The sequence below is a fragment of the Streptomyces antnestii genome (genome assembly GCF_004005495.1).
GTDB classification, from domain to species: domain Bacteria; phylum Actinomycetota; class Actinomycetes; order Streptomycetales; family Streptomycetaceae; genus Streptomyces; species Streptomyces antnestii.
Window position 1 is genome coordinate 60014 of record NZ_RZYA01000009.1, and the last position, 14090, is coordinate 74103.

The following is a 14090-nucleotide window of genomic DNA, read 5'->3' on the forward strand; positions in this document are numbered from 1 at the left end:
CGCCAGCCGATTCCTCCGCTTCTGAGCCCGCCGCTAGCCGATCCCTCCGCCTGAAGAGTGCACGCCCGCACGGTACTTGGGGATCCGTACGGTGATCTTCATGCCCGCGCCGGTGCCGGTCTCGATGACGAGGCCGTAGTCGTCGCCGAACACCTGCCGCAGCCGCTCGTCCACGTTCGACAGGCCGATCCCGGCCGAGGCGCCGCCCTCGCCGCGCAGGATCGCGCGCAACTCGCCCGGGTCCATGCCGACCCCGTCGTCCTCGATGACGACCTCCGCCTCCGCGCCCGCGTCCCGGGCGCCGATCGTGATGCGGCTGCGGGTCACCGCGCCCTCCAGGCCGTGCTTCACGGCGTTCTCGACGAGGGGCTGCAGACACAGGAAGGGCAGCGCGACCGGCAGTACCTCGGGCGCGATCTGGAGCGTGACCGAGAGCCGGTCGCCGAACCGGGCGCGGACCAGGGCCAGATACTGGTCGATGGAGTGCAGTTCGTCGGCGAGCGTGGTGAAGTCGCCGTGGCGGCGGAACGAGTAGCGGGTGAAGTCGGCGAATTCCAGCAGGAGTTCACGGGCCCGCTCGGGGTCCGTACGGACGAACGAGGCGATGGCGGCGAGCGAGTTGAAGATGAAGTGCGGCGAGATCTGCGCACGCAGCGCCTTGATCTCGGCCTCGATGAGCCGGGTGCGGGAACGGTCGAGCTCGGCCAGCTCCAGCTGTACGGAGATCCAGCGGGCCACCTCCTCGGCGGCGCGGGCGAGGACGGCGGACTCGCGGGGCGCGTAGGCGACGAGGGCGCCGAGCACGCGTCCGTCGGTGACGATCGGGGCGGCCACCGCCCAGCGCAGCGGACAGTCGAGGGCCCCGCAGCCGCAGCCGAACGCGGCGCTGCGCCCGGTGTCGAGCAGTCCGTCGAGATGCTCCATGACCCGCTTGCGGTGCTGGTCCCCCGTGCCGTCCCAGGCGAGGACGGCGGAGCGGTTGGTGAGGCAGAGCGCGTCGGTGCCGAGCAGCGTGCGCAGCCTGCGGGCCGATCTGCGCGCGGACTCCTCGGTGAGCCCGGCCCGCAGCGGGGGCGCGGCGAGCGAGGCGGTGTGCAGGGTGTCGAAGGTGGCCCGTTCGACGGGTGTTCCGACGTCGCTGCGGCCCGAGGGGTGCGCGGTGCGGCGGCCGAGGACGAACCCGCCCGCGAGGAGGAGCGGGCACAGGGCGAGGAGGACGGCGGTGGCGGTCACGGCCGCCCTCCCGGTTCGCCCGTGGGGATCGTCCCGCGCGTGCTCAGCGACTCCGGGAGGTGCAGCCGCGTCATGGTGGCGCTCGTGTGCGGCGGTACGGAGTCCGGGGTGGCGAGCGAGACGAGGATCATGGCGAGGAAGCCGACCGGCACCGACCACACCGCGGGCCAGGCGAGGAGCGTGTGCAGCCAGCCGTCGCGCGCCACGCCGGCGACGGTCAGGGTGACGGCGACGAGGGCCGAGCCGCCGCCGAGGAGCAGGCCCGCCCGCGCGCCGGGCGGGGTGAGCCGCCGCCACCAGATACCGAGGACGAGCAGCGGGCAGAACGAGGACGCCGACACCGCGAACGCCATCCCGACGGCGTCCGCGACCGGCACCCCGCTGACCAGGAGCGCCCCGCCCAGCGGCACGGTCATCGCGAGCAGTGTCGCGAGGCGGAAGTGCCGTACGCCGCGGGCCGGCAGGACGTCCTGGCTGAGGACGCCCGCGACGGCCATCGTCAGCCCGGAGGCGGTCGACAGGAACGCGGCGAAGGCGCCGGCGGCCACCAGGGCGCCGAGCAGGTCCCCGCCGAGCCCGCCCACGGCCCGGCCCGGCAGGAGCAGGACGGCCGCGTCGGCGTCCTGGGTGGCGCGCAGTTCGGGGGCGTACAGGCTGCCGAGCCACCCGTAGACCGGGGGCAGCAGGTAGAAGAGGCCGATGAGGGCGAGCACGGCGACGGTGGTGCGGCGGGCGGCGCGGCCGTTCGGGCTGGTGTAGAAGCGGACGACGACGTGCGGCAGGCCCATCGTGCCGAGGAACGTGGCGACGACGAGGCCGTACGTCGCGTACAGCGGGTGGTCCGCCCGGCTGGTGGCGAGCGGCTGCCCGGAGCCGGCGCTCGACCACGGCATTCCGTCGACGGCGGGCGGTGCGCCGCCGTCGCCGTGCCAGGCGAGGACCAGGAAGAAGGCGGGTACGAGCAGCGCGGTCAGCTTCAGCCAGTACTGGAAGGCCTGCACGAAGGTGATGGAGCGCATGCCGCCCGCGGCGACGGCGAGTACGACCACGGCGGCGACGAGCGCCCCGCCGAACCAGCGCGGCGCGCCCGTGAGGATCTGCAACGTAAGCCCGGCGCCCTGGAGTTGGGGCACGAGGTAGAGCCAGCCCGCGCCGACGACCAGGATGCTGACGACCCTGCGGACGCTGCGGGACTCCAGGCGGCCCTCGGCGAAGTCGGGCAGCGTGTAGGCCCCTGAGCGGCGCAGCGGGGCGGCGACGAACACGAGCAGGACGAGGTAGCCGGCGGTGTAGCCGACCGGGTACCAGAGCATGTCGGGGCCGTGCACGAGGAGCAGGCCCGCGACGCCGAGGAAGGAGGCGGCGGAGAGGTATTCGCCGCTGATCGCCGCCGCGTTGAGGCCGGGGCCCACCGAGCGCGAGGCGACGTAGAAGTCGGAGGTGGTGCGGGAGATGCGCAGGCCGAAGCCGCCGATGAGGACCGTGGCCAGGACGACCACGGCCACGGCGGGGATCGCGTACGCCTCGTTCACCGTGCTCCGTGCCGGTCGCGGACGGCCCGGCCGCGCACGAGGCGGGCGAAGTCGCGTTCGTTGCGCTCGGCGGTGCGCACGTACCACCAGGCGATGAGGACGAGGACCGGGTAGCAGCCGAAGCCCAGGACGATCCAGACGACGGTGGGGTTGTGCAGGGCCTCGAAGAAGAGCGGCAGGGTCACGACGGGCAGCGCGAGGACGGCGAACGCGGTGAGTCCGGCCCGCAGTTGGCTGCGCATCAGGGAGCGGACGTAGGCCGCGCCGAGCGTGGTCTGCTCGTCGATCTCCCACTGGGTGGGGTGGCCGGGCAGCCGGCGCGCCGCGCGGGGCTCACCGGTCACGACCTCGCGGCGGGGAGCGGGCTCTGCGGTGGCGGACACGGCGGGAGTGTAGGCGGGGGCGGGCGCCGAGCGGAAGGGGTGCGACGGGTATCGGCCCAGGTCACGCGGTTTCCGGTCACGCACTTCCGGTCACGCACTTCCGGTCACGCACTTCCGGTCACGCACTTCCGGTCACGCACTTCCGGTCACGTACTTCCGGTCACCCAGTCGTCAGCCGCCCGCGCGTCGCATCAGGAGTTCGCGGACGCGGCTGGCGTGGCGGCGGCTCACGGCGAGCTCGGCGTCGCCGATCCGCACGCTCATGCCCCCGCCGTCGAGCCGGAGTTCGTCGATGCGGTGCAGGGCGACGAGGTGGCTGCGGTGGATGCGGACGAACCCGTGCGGCTGCCAGCGTTCCTCCAGGGTCGTCAGCGGGATGCGGACGAGGTGGCTGGCGTCCTCGGTGTGCAGACGCGCGTAGTCGCCCTGGGCCTCGGCGTACGTGATGTCGGCGACGGCGACGAGGCGGGTGACGCCGCCCAGTTCGACGGGGATCCGGTCGGCGGAGAGGTCGACGGCGGGCCGGGCGGCCGCGGCCTGTTCGGCGACACGGCGCACGGCCTCCGCGAGGCGTTCCCTGCGGACGGGCTTGAGGACGTAGTCGACGGCTTTCAGGTCGAAGGCCTGCACGGCGAAGTCCTCGTGCGCGGTGACGAAGACGATCATCGGGGGCCTGGCGAACCCGGCGAGGAGCCGCGCCACGTCGAGGCCGGTCAGCCCGGCCATCTGGATGTCGAGGAAGAGCACGTCGACGGCGTGGTCGTCGTCGGCGCCCGCGTCCAGGGCGCGGCCGATGCGGCGCAGCGCCTCGTTGGCGTCGGTCGCCCCCTCGGCGCTGCGCACCCGCGGGTCGGCCCGGAGCAGATAGAGCAGCTCGGCGAGTGCGGGTTCCTCGTCGTCCACGGCCAGTACGCGCAGCATGCCGCTGGAGTGTAGGTGGTCGCCCCGTGCCGGCCAATCCTGGGGCGCCGCCCGCTACTTGAGCAGCTTCGACATCCGCCGGTCCGCGAGCGGCTTGCCGCCCGTCTGGCAGGTCGGGCAGTACTGGAGCGACGAGTCGTGGAAGGACACCTCGCGGATCGTGTCGCCGCACACCGGGCAGGGCTCCCCCGCTCTGCCGTGCACCCGAAGCCCGCTCTTCTTCTCGGCCTTGAGCCGCCCGGCGGCCACCCCGCGCGACCGCTCGACGGCCTCGGCCAGGGTGTCGCGCAGGGCCTCGTAGAGGACGGACACGTCGTCGGGCGTCAGACTCGACGCGAGCTTGAACGGGGACATCCTCGCGGCGTGCAGGATCTCGTCGCTGTACGCGTTCCCGATGCCTGCGATGAGGCTCTGGTCGCGCAGGGCCCCCTTGATCTGCCGCCGCTCGCCGTGCAGGAGGGCGGCGAAGCGTGCCTCGTCGAAGTCGTCGGCGAGGGGGTCGGGGCCGAGTCTCGCCACGCCGGGGACGTCGGCCGGGTCATGGACGACGTACACCGCGAGGCGTTTCTGGGTGCCCGCCTCGGTGAGGTCGAAGCCCTCGCCGTCCTCCAGGGCGACGCGCAGGGCCAGGGGCCCCTTACCGGGGCGCGGGGCGCCGTCGGGCAGCCGGTCCTTCCAGTGCAGCCAGCCCGCGCGGGCGAGGTGCGTGACGAGATGCAGCCCGTCCGCGTCGAGGTCGAGGAACTTGCCGTGCCGGGTGACGCCCGTGACGGTGCGGCCCTCCAGGGCGGCGGGCGGCGGGTCGTACGTCTTCAGGACGCTCACGGCGACGGGCAGGACGCGGACGATCTCGTGCCCCACCAGATGCTCGGTGAGGAAGTCCGTCAGCGCTTCAACCTCGGGAAGTTCCGGCATGGGTCCAGGGTGCCACCGGGCACCGACAGCGCCAGGCGAGCGCGCGCCGCCGGGTCAGTTCCGGGCCGGCACCACGAACTCGCACCACACGCACTTGCCGCTCCCCCGCGCGTCCACGCCCCACACGTCCGTGAGCAGGTCCACGAGGAGGAGGCCGCGCCCCGAGACGCCGTCCTCGCCCGCCTCGCGCCGGCGCGGCAGCGCGCTGGAGGTGTCCTCGACGTCCACGCGCAGCCTGCGGTCGGAGGCGGTGATCACGCGGAGGGTGACGACGGCGGGGCCGTCGGTGTGCATCAGCGCGTTGGTGATCAGCTCGTCGGCGACGAGTTCGATCTCGTCCGCGCGCTCGCCCGCGCCCCAGGCGCGCACGGCGGCCCTGATCATGTGCCGGGCCTCGGTCAGGGCCGCCGGGTCGTTCGGCGCGACGTGCTGCTGGAGGCGCCCGCCGGACTGCGGGGCGCCGATGCCGCGGCGGCGCAGCAGGAGCAGGGCGACGTCGTCGTCACCGCCGCGTTCGTCGACGCTCTCGCACAGCCGGTCGGCGAGGTCGCCCAGGTCGTGGGGGCCGGTGCCGACGAGGGCCGTGAGGGTCCGCAGTCCGTCGTCGAGGTCGGCGCCGGGCTGCTCGACGAGGCCGTCGGTGCACAGGATCAGCGCCTGGCCCGGGCCGAGTTCCACGGTCCCGACGGGGTACTGGAGCCGGCCGAACTCGGCGGAGAGTCCGAGCGGCAGGCCGCCTTCGACGGGCAGCCTGCGGCAGGTCCCGTCGGTGAGCCGGAGCAGCGGGTCCAGGTGACCGGCGCGCACGAGCTGGACGACGCCGGTGGACAGGTCGGCCTCGGCGTACAGGCAGGTCGCGAAGCGTTCGGTGTCGAGTTCGTGGAGGAAGACGGAGGCGCGGGCCATGACGGTGGCCGGCGTGTGCCCTTCGGCGGCGTACGCGCGGAGCACGATGCGCAGCTGTCCCATGACGGCGGCGGCGTGGGTGTCGTGTCCCTGGACGTCGCCGATGACGGCGCCGACGCGGCCGCCGGGCAGCGGGATCACGTCGTACCAGTCGCCTCCGATGTCGCGGCCGAGGGAGGCGGAGCGGTAGCGGACGGCGATGTCGGCGCCGGACACGGCGGGGATGCTGCGGGGCAGCATGGCCTGCTGGAGGCTCTGGGCGAGGTCCTTCTCCTGTTCGTAGAACATCGCTCGCTGGAGGCTCTGGGCGATGCTGCTGCCGAGGGCGACGAGGACGTTGCGCTCGTCCTCGGTGAAGCCCTGCTTGTCGTCGTAGAGCAGGCCGAGCGCGCCGATGGGGCGGGCCTGTGCGATGAGCGGCAGATAGGCGGCGGCCGTGATCCCGAGCTGGGTGATGTGCGGCCACAGCAGCGGGTAGTTCCGGGCGAAGTCCTCGGGGGACTCGATGAAGCGGGGCGTGAGGGTGCGCACGACGTCGCCCATGGGGTACGGCTCGTCGATGCGGGTGACCTGGGTGCCGGGCACGAAGCTGCCCGGGGGGCCCTCGGCGACCAGGTGGATGCGGCCGGCCCGCACGAGCCCCATGACGAGACTGGCCGCGCCGAGGTGCTGGAGGCCGTGGCTGTCCTTGAGGACGTCGATGACGTCCTGGACGGTGCGGGCGTGGGCGAGTGCGGCGGTGGTGCCCTGGACGACGCTGGTCTGGCGGCGGCGCAGGGCGTCCTGTTCGCGGCGGGCCGTGCTGTCGCTGAGTTCCTGGGTGGCGTCGCGGACGATGCCCACGATGCGGCGGGGGCGGCCGGTCCCGTCGCGCCGGATGTAGCCCTGGGTGTGGGTCCAGCGCATCCTTCCGTCGCGGCAGCGGATGCGGAAGTAGGAGCCGTAGTTCTCGCTGCCGTCCTTGAGGGCCGTCGAGACGATCTCGTCGAGGCGGGTGCCCTCGGTCGGCGGGACGCGTATCGCGAGGGTCTCGGGGCGCTCGTCGTATTCGTCGGGGCGTATGTCGAAGATCTCGTGGGCCTTGGCGTCCATGTGCATCAGGCCGGTGTCGAGGTCCCAGTCGAAGCTGCCGATGCCGAGGTGGTCACCGAACTCGGCGAGGAAGCAGCAGGCGGCGTCCCCTGCCACCCTGCCGCAATGGGCGCACGCGCCCCGCTCCACGCCCCCCGTCCCTGCTTCCATGGGCTAACGCTAGGCGCAGGGCGAATCCCGCGCACGCGGTGCGGTCGGCTGTCTCGGATGTGTCAGCTGTCGTGGACGTTCGCGATGGACGTCGCGTCGGGGACGAGGCCGCCGCCGGGCTGGTCGGGGCTGTCGGGGACGGTGTCGGGGCCCAGGTCCTCGCCGGAGCCGTCACCGGACGGCGACTGTGTGTCGGTGCTCCCGGGCGAGGTGGCCGGCCGGCTCTGGGAGTCCGTGGCGGGCGACGACGAGGAGCCGCTGGAGGGCGGCTGCGACGCCGACGTGCTGGGTGAGGGGCTCGGCGACGTGGACGACGAGGGCGGCCGCGACGTGTGGGAGGGGCTGGGCGGCGGCGGGACGGGCTTGTCGTGCCGGCCCTCGTCGCCGGACTTCCGTTCGATCCATGTGTTGTCGGTGATGTTCACGATGACGATGTTCGTGATGATCTGCGGGGCCGGCGTGACGACCACGACCTCGGTGGGCCGGAAGCCGGACCACTGCTGCCCCTGCGGTCTCGGCGTCCCCCGGAACGCGACCGGGGGCTTCAGCGGGTTGCCGCACGCGCACCGCACCCGGGGCATGCCCCGCTCGTCGACGAGTACGGCGGTGCCCGCCTGGAGCACGGACTGGAAGCCGGTCGCCTCTCCGGCGCGGAAGCCTTGGTTGGTGACCCGGGTGTCGGACCGCAGGACGACGGGCGTGAGGCCGCGCAGGAAGCCCGGGACGGACGCCTGGGAGATGCCGGACGCGCTCGCGAAGGCACCCTCCTTGGCCTGGTCCGCGGTGAGGAACGCGACCTGTTTCTCCACGTCGCAGCTTCCGACGGACCGTGTTCCGCCGTAGAGGCCGGGGGTGTCACCCGACGTGACGTACCCGCCCTCGGCGGTGGTGCTGCCGGGCGCTGACGGCTGCGGCGTTCGGGTGACGGGCGCGGGGGGCTCGGCGGCCTCGGCGGTGGAGTGGGTGAAGGGGTCGGGGCCCTGGTCCGCGACGGGCTCGAGGAAGAGCTCACCCTTGGCCGGCGAGGCGCTCCTGGAGACGTTGATTTCGCTGCTGCCGGAGCATCCGGCGACCAGGATCGCCGCGGAAATCGCGAAGGCAGTGACATGGGTCCTGGTCGGTGAGCGCACCGTGTTCTCCCGCCTACATATGGGCACTTTGGCCCATTGTTTGCGGGGTGAACGGACTTCTCGCAAGCCGAATACGCTCGCTCTCCGTCACCCTGGAGGTCTCCGTCACACTAGAAGCGTGGAGTGGTTCAGCTCGTCCGGGTACTGGCTCGGCCGCCTGATCTTCCAGCGCGGTCTCGCCGCGCTGTATCTCGTGGCCTTCGCGGGGGCGGCGCTGCAGTTCCGGGCGCTCATCGGTGAGCGCGGGATGCTGCCGGTGCCGCGCTATCTGGCGGGTGTGCCGTGGCGGCGGGCGCCGACACTGTTCCGGGCGCACTACTCGGACCGGTTCTTCGCGTGCTGCGCCTGGGGCGGGGCCGCACTCTCGGCCGCGCTCGCCGCGGGCCTGGCGGACCTGGTGCCGCTGGGCGCGGCCATGGCCCTGTGGGTGGTGCCATGGGTCCTCTACCTCTCGATCGTGAACGTCGGCCAGACCTGGTACGCGTTCGGCTGGGAGTCACTTCTCCTGGAGGCGGGGTTCCTCGCCGTGTTCCTGGGCAACGACCGGGTGGCGCCGCCTCTGCTCGTGCTGCTGCTCCTGCGCTGGGTCCTGTTCCGTGTCGAGTTCGGCGCGGGCCTGATCAAGATGCGCGGGGACGCCTGCTGGCGCAAGCTCACCTGCCTGTACTACCACCACGAGACACAGCCGATGCCGGGCCCGCTGAGCTGGTTCTTCCACTGGCTGCCGCGCCCCCTGCACCGGGTCGAGGCCGGGGCCAACCACGTCACCCAACTCGTCGTGCCCGTCCTCCTGTTCACCCCGCAGCCCGTCGCGACGGGCGCGGCCTGTCTGATGATCCTGACCCAGCTCTGGCTGGTCCTGTCGGGGAACTTCGCCTGGCTGAACTGGATCACGATCCTGCTCGCCGTCACGGCGGTCGACTTCTCCCCGCTGCGCACACCGCCGAGCACGTCCGGGGCCCCGCTCTGGTACGAGGTCCTCGTCATCGCCCTCACCGTCTTCGTCCTGGCCCGGAGCTACCAGCCCGCCCGCAACCTGCTCTCCCCGCGCCAGGCCATGAACCGCACCTACGACCCGCTGCACCTGGTGAACGCGTACGGCGCCTTCGGCTCGGTCGGGCGCATCCGCCACGAGATCGTCGTCGAGGGCACGGCCGACCCGGTGCCGCGCGAGGACGCCACGTGGCTGGCCTACGAGTTCCGGGGGAAGCCGGGCGATCCCCGGCACTGGCCGCACCAGTTCGCGCCGTACCATCTGCGGCTCGACTGGTTGATGTGGTTCGCGGCGATCTCCCCCGCGTACGCGGGCTCCTGGTTCGGCGGGCTCATGGAGCGGCTGCTGACCGGCGACCGCGACACACTGCGCCTGCTGCGCCGCAGCCCGTTCCCGCCCGAGAGCCCGCCGCTGTACGTCCGGGCCCGGCTCTACCGCTACCGCTTCACCACGTGGAGCGAGCTGCGGGACACGGGGTCCTGCTGGGACCGGACGTACATACGCGAGTTCCTGGGGCCGACCCACCTGGTCGCGTCGCGCGGTCAGAGCCGGTAGACGCGGGTCGCCGTCCCGCCGAACACCGCCTCGCGCTCGCCGGCCGTGAGCGAGCCCGTCAACTCCTGGGCAGCTTGCGTCACTTGCTCGTACGTCGCCGCGAGCGTGCACACCGGCCAGTCGGAGCCGAACATCACCCGGCCGGGACCGAACGCCTCCAGGACCGTGTCGGCGTACGGCCGCAGCACGTCCGGCGTCCACGTCGCCGGGTCCGCCTCCGTGACGAGGCCGGAGAGCTTGCAGACGGTGTTGGGGAGCGCGGCGAGCGCCCGCAGGGAACCGGCCCAGGGTTCGACGGCTCCCGACGCCACGGGGGGCTTGCCGCAGTGGTCGAGGACGAAGGTGAGGCCGGGCAGGGCCGCGGCCGCACCGGCGCACGCGGGGAGCTGGTGGGGCAGGACCACCAGGTCGTAGACGAGGCCGGCGTCGGCGACGGCGGCGAGACCCCGGAGCACGTCGGGCCGCAGCAGCCACTCGGGGTCGGGTTCCCCCTGGACCTGGTGGCGGATGCCCTTCAGATAGCGGCCGCCGGGCAGCGCCGCGAGCCGGGCCAGGGTCTCGGCGATGTCGGGGCGCGTGAGGTCGGCCCAGCCGACCACCCCGGCCACCAGTTCGTGCCCGTCCGCCAGGGCCAGGAACTCCGGCGTCTCCTCCTCGACCGTGACCGTCTGCACGAGGACGGTGGCCGTGACGCCGGACTTGTGGGCGAGGGGCGCGAGGTCGCCCAGGGTGAAGTTCCGCCGGATCGGGGCGAGTTGCTCGCCGGTGATCCAGTCCTGGTCGCGCACGGACAGGTCCCAGACATGGTGGTGCGCGTCGACGACCGCGGGCATCACAGCTCCCAGACGACGGGCAGGCCCGCGCCCGCGCCGTCGGCGGAGTAGTCGTGGACGACGTCGAGGAGTTCGGCCATGCGGGCCTGCCAGGCGATGTTCACCGGCAGCTTGTCCAGCTCGGCGAGCATCCGCCCGTAGTCCTCGCACTCCAGGACGTGGAACAGGTCGGTCCCGCTGCGCCAGATCGTCCACGAGGTGGCGCCGGCCGCGCGGATGGCCTGCCGGAGTTCGGCCGGGACCTCGCGGTGGGCGGCCTCGTACTCCTCGACGCGGTCGGCGCGGACCTTGGTGTGCAGGGCGATTCTCACGCGGGCTCCTCGGCGGGTACGGGGACGTCGGCGGGCAGCAGGTCCGCGGCGCGTGCTTCCGTCCAGAACTCGGCAGGCACACCGGCGGCGAACTGCTCGGCGGCGTCCAGGACTTCGTACGGCGAACGGGTGCCCACCAGGACGCCGGCCACCGCCGGGTGACCGAACGGGAAGGCGAGCGCGGCGGCACGCAGGGTGATGCCGTGGCGCTCCGCGAGCGCCTTCAAGTGGTAGGCGCGGTCGAGGAGTTCGCGGGGCGCGGCCGCGTAGTCGTACGTCGCGCCGGGCTTGGGGTCGGCGAGGAGTCCGGAGTTGAAGACGCCGCCGACGACCACCGACGTGCCGCGCACCGACGCCTCCGGCAGGAGTTCCGCGAGCGCACTCTGGTCGAGCAGGGTGTAGCGGCCGGCGCACAGGACGGCGTCCACGTCGGTGTCGCGGACGAACCGGGTGAGCATCGCCGTCTGGTTCATGCCCGCGCCGATCGCCCCGACGACCCCCTCCGCGCGCAGACGCTCCAGGGCCGGGTAGGCCTCGCGGAACGCCTGCTCGCCGTGGTCGTCCGGGTCGTGCAGATGGACGATGTCGACGCGGTCGAGGCCGAGCCGGGTCAGGCTGTCCTCCAGGGAGCGGCGCACGCCGTCCGCGCTGAAGTCCCAGACGCGGCGGTGCGTGGCGGGCACGGCGAACCCGTTCGCCAGGTCGTCTCCCCCGCTCGTACCGGTCGGCTCCAGCAGGCGGCCGACCTTGGTGGAGATCGTGTACGCGGCCCTGTCGCGGCCTGCGAGTGCTTCTCCGAGGCGCCGTTCGGACAGGCCGAGCCCGTAGTGCGGCGCGGTGTCGAAGGAGCGGATACCGGCGTCCCAGGCAGCGTCGACCGCCGCGCGGGCGTCCTCTTCGGAGACGGGCGTGTACAGGTTGCCGATGCCGGCGGCGCCGAAGGACAGCGGGCCGACCTCGACGCCGCTCCGGCCCAGGGTGCGGGAGCGCATGGCGGTCACCGGCCCGCCGGGCGGAGGCGCAGGCCCTGCATGCCGCCGTCGACGGCGAGGGCGGTACCCGTCGTGGCGCCGGACAGGGGGCCCGCCAAGTAGGCGACGGCGCCCGCCACTTCGTCGGCGGTGACGAGGCGTCCGGTGGGCTGGCGGGCGGCGAGCGCGGCCCGTTCGGCGGCCGGGTCGGGGGCGGCGTCGAGGAGGCGGCCGACCCACGGGGTGTCGACGGTGCCGGGGTTGACGCAGTTGACGCGGATGCCTTCGCGGACGTGGTCGGCGGCCATGGCGAGGGTCAGGGAGTAGACGGCGCCCTTCGACGCGGAGTACAGGGCGCGCTGCGGGAGGCCCGCGGTCGCGGCGATGGAGCAGGTGTTCACGATGGCCGCGTGCGCGGACTCCCTGAGGTGGGGCAGGGCGGCGCGGGTCGTGCGGACGATCCCGAGGACGTTGACGTCGAGGACGCGGTGCCAGTGGTCGTCGTCGTTGTCCTCGACGGTGCCCTGGGCGCCGATGCCCGCGTTGTTGACGAGGACGTCGAGCCCGCCGAGGTCGGCGACGGCGGCGGCCACCGCCGTGCGCACGGAGGCGTCGTCCGAGACGTCGGCGGTGTAGCCGCGCAGCGGCTTGTCGACGGTGCTCGGGTCGAGGTCGAGCACGGCGACACTCGCGCCGCGGGCGGCGAGGAGTTCGGCGGTGGCGCGGCCGATGCCGGAGGCGCCGCCGGTGACGAGGGCCCGGAGCCCGTGGAAGTCGTTGACAGCCGTGCCGTCGGTCATGCCGCTGCACCCTTCTGGTCGGTGAGGCCCTGCCGGGCGAGGTCGGCGGCCCAGAACGTGCCGCCGGGGTAGGTGAATTCGGCGATGGACTCGGGCCGCATCGCGGCGGAGAAGCCGGGCGTGGTGGGCGCCGCGTAGTGGCCGTTCCGGATCACGACCGGGTCGAGGAAGTGGCCGTGCAGATGGTCGACGTACTCGATGACGCGGTCCTCGGTGGTGCCCGCGAGGGCGACGTAGTCGAACATCGAGAGGTGCTGCACGAGTTCGCACAGGCCGACGCCGCCCGCGTGCGGGCACACGGGGACGCCGAACTTGGCGGCGAGCAGCAGGATGGCGAGGTTCTCGTTGACGCCGCCGACGCGGGCCGCGTCGAGCTGCAGGATGTCGATGGAACCGGCCTGGAGGAGCTGCTTGAAGACGATGCGGTTCTGGACGTGCTCGCCGGTCGCGACCTTGACGGGGGCGACGGCCTTGCGGATCGCGGCGTGGCCGAGGACGTCGTCGGGGCTGGTCGGTTCCTCCACCCAGTACGGGTCGAACTCGGCGAGCGCCCTGGTCCACTCGACGGCCTCGCCGACGTTCCACCGCTGGTTGGCGTCGATCGCCATGCGGATGCCGGGGCCGATCACCGAACGGGCGGTGCGGCAGCGCCGGATGTCGTCGGCGAGGTCCGCGCCGACCTTCAGCTTGATCTGCGTGAAGCCTTCGGCGACGGCCTGCCGGGCGAGCCGGCTGAGCTTCTCGTCGGAGTAGCCGAGCCAGCCGGGTGACGTGGTGTACCCGGGGAAGCCGCGCTCCCGCAGGACGCCCTCGCGCTCCACCGCGCCCTCGCGGCCCGAGTTGAGGAGCGCGAGGGCCTCGTCGGGCGTGAGCGCGTCGGCGATGTAGCGGAAGTCGAGCTGCGAGACGAGCCACTCAGGGGTTGCGTCGGCGAGGAACTGCCACAGCGGTTTGCGGGCGCGCTTGGCCGCCAGGTCCCACACGGCGTTGACGACGGCTCCGATCGCCATGTGCATCACGCCCTTCTCGGGACCGAGCCAGCGCAGCTGGCTGTCGCCGATCAGGTCGCGGTTCAACGTCCCCGGGTCGGCGCACAGTTCGTCGACCCCCCGGCCGACGACGTGGTGCCGCAGGGCGTCGATCGCGGCGACCTGGACATCGTTGCCACGGCCGATGGTGAACGTGAATCCGTGCCCCTCGATTCCGTCTTCGGCGTCGGTGCGGAGCACGACGTAGGCGGCGGAGTAGTCGGGGTCCGGGTTCATGGCATCGGAACCGTCCAGCTCCCGGGAGGTGGGGAACCGGATGTCATAGGTGTCGACCGCGGTGATTCGGGCGGCAGTTGGAGACACGAGTGGCCTTTC

13 protein-coding genes are annotated in these 14090 nt (G+C 73.0%); 1 reads left to right on the top strand and 12 read right to left on the bottom strand.

From position 1 onward, the window contains the following. Positions 1-33: 33 nt before the first annotated feature. The 7 genes from EOT10_RS20115 to EOT10_RS20145 all read right to left on the bottom strand — a co-directional run bounded on the left by EOT10_RS20115 (position 34) and on the right by EOT10_RS20145 (position 8262). Positions 34-1233, bottom strand: coding sequence for a sensor histidine kinase (locus tag EOT10_RS20115; protein ID WP_127829632.1), 1200 nt, complete (start codon positions 1231-1233; stop codon positions 34-36). Then, entirely contained in the window at positions 1230-2765 is a 1536-nt protein-coding gene (locus EOT10_RS20120) for a sodium/solute symporter (RefSeq protein WP_127829633.1), read from the bottom strand. The genes EOT10_RS20115 and EOT10_RS20120 overlap by 4 nt, the downstream gene beginning before the upstream one ends. After that, entirely contained in the window at positions 2762-3148 is a 387-nt protein-coding gene (locus EOT10_RS20125) for a hypothetical protein (RefSeq protein ID WP_127829634.1), read from the bottom strand. Before EOT10_RS20125 ends, EOT10_RS20120 begins: the two co-directional genes overlap by 4 nt. A gap of 171 nt (positions 3149-3319) precedes the next feature. After that, on the bottom strand, positions 3320-4069 hold the full coding sequence (locus EOT10_RS20130) for a LytR/AlgR family response regulator transcription factor (protein ID WP_127829635.1): 750 nt from the start codon (positions 4067-4069) through the stop codon (positions 3320-3322). A gap of 54 nt (positions 4070-4123) precedes the next feature. Further along, positions 4124-4984: an Fpg/Nei family DNA glycosylase gene (locus EOT10_RS20135; RefSeq protein ID WP_127829636.1), complete on the bottom strand. Its 861-nt coding sequence runs from the start codon at positions 4982-4984 to the stop codon at positions 4124-4126. A gap of 54 nt (positions 4985-5038) precedes the next feature. Beyond that, entirely contained in the window at positions 5039-7132 is a 2094-nt protein-coding gene (locus EOT10_RS20140) for a SpoIIE family protein phosphatase (RefSeq protein ID WP_127829637.1), read from the bottom strand. Between the two features lie 62 nt (positions 7133-7194). Next, the gene (locus EOT10_RS20145) at positions 7195-8262 is read right to left on the bottom strand and encodes a DUF6777 domain-containing protein (RefSeq protein WP_127829638.1); all 1068 of its coding nucleotides are present in this window, start codon (positions 8260-8262) and stop codon (positions 7195-7197) included. 118 nt (positions 8263-8380) lie between these two features. On the opposite strand from EOT10_RS20145, the gene EOT10_RS20150 reads away from it, so the two are divergent. Then, on the top strand, positions 8381-9811 hold the full coding sequence (locus tag EOT10_RS20150) for a lipase maturation factor family protein (protein ID WP_127829639.1): 1431 nt from the start codon (positions 8381-8383) through the stop codon (positions 9809-9811). On the opposite strand, the gene EOT10_RS20155 is transcribed toward EOT10_RS20150, so the two are convergent. Genes EOT10_RS20155 through EOT10_RS20175 form a run of 5 tightly spaced genes read right to left on the bottom strand, consistent with a single transcriptional unit; the run spans position 9799 to position 14078 of the window. Further along, positions 9799-10644: an amidohydrolase family protein gene (locus EOT10_RS20155; RefSeq protein WP_127829640.1), complete on the bottom strand. Its 846-nt coding sequence runs from the start codon at positions 10642-10644 to the stop codon at positions 9799-9801. The two genes, EOT10_RS20150 and EOT10_RS20155, sit on opposite strands and share 13 nt — an antisense overlap. Then, entirely contained in the window at positions 10644-10955 is a 312-nt protein-coding gene (locus tag EOT10_RS20160; protein ID WP_127829641.1) for an L-rhamnose mutarotase, read from the bottom strand. The genes EOT10_RS20155 and EOT10_RS20160 overlap by 1 nt, the downstream gene beginning before the upstream one ends. Then, positions 10952-11947: an aldo/keto reductase gene (locus EOT10_RS20165; RefSeq protein WP_127829642.1), complete on the bottom strand. Its 996-nt coding sequence runs from the start codon at positions 11945-11947 to the stop codon at positions 10952-10954. The genes EOT10_RS20160 and EOT10_RS20165 overlap by 4 nt, the downstream gene beginning before the upstream one ends. A gap of 5 nt (positions 11948-11952) precedes the next feature. Continuing rightward, a complete protein-coding gene (locus tag EOT10_RS20170; protein ID WP_127829643.1) occupies positions 11953-12726 on the bottom strand; it encodes an SDR family NAD(P)-dependent oxidoreductase in 774 nt (257 codons plus the stop codon). Further along, a complete protein-coding gene (locus tag EOT10_RS20175; RefSeq protein ID WP_127829644.1) occupies positions 12723-14078 on the bottom strand; it encodes an L-fuconate dehydratase in 1356 nt (451 codons plus the stop codon). Before EOT10_RS20175 ends, EOT10_RS20170 begins: the two co-directional genes overlap by 4 nt. Positions 14079-14090: the final 12 nt, after the last annotated feature.

Excerpts from the sequence above, each read along its gene's own strand:
- EOT10_RS20130 (WP_127829635.1), bottom strand. The coding sequence starts at position 4,069 with ATGCTGCGCGTACTGGCCGTGGACGACGAGGAACCCGCACTCGCCGAG.
- EOT10_RS20135 (WP_127829636.1), bottom strand. The coding sequence starts at position 4,984 with ATGCCGGAACTTCCCGAGGTTGAAGCGCTGACGGACTTCCTCACCGAG.
- EOT10_RS20140 (WP_127829637.1), bottom strand. The coding sequence starts at position 7,132 with ATGGAAGCAGGGACGGGGGGCGTGGAGCGGGGCGCGTGCGCCCATTGC.
- EOT10_RS20155 (WP_127829640.1), bottom strand. The coding sequence starts at position 10,644 with ATGCCCGCGGTCGTCGACGCGCACCACCATGTCTGGGACCTGTCCGTG.
- EOT10_RS20165 (WP_127829642.1), bottom strand. The coding sequence starts at position 11,947 with ATGCGCTCCCGCACCCTGGGCCGGAGCGGCGTCGAGGTCGGCCCGCTG.
- EOT10_RS20170 (WP_127829643.1), bottom strand. The coding sequence starts at position 12,726 with ATGACCGACGGCACGGCTGTCAACGACTTCCACGGGCTCCGGGCCCTC.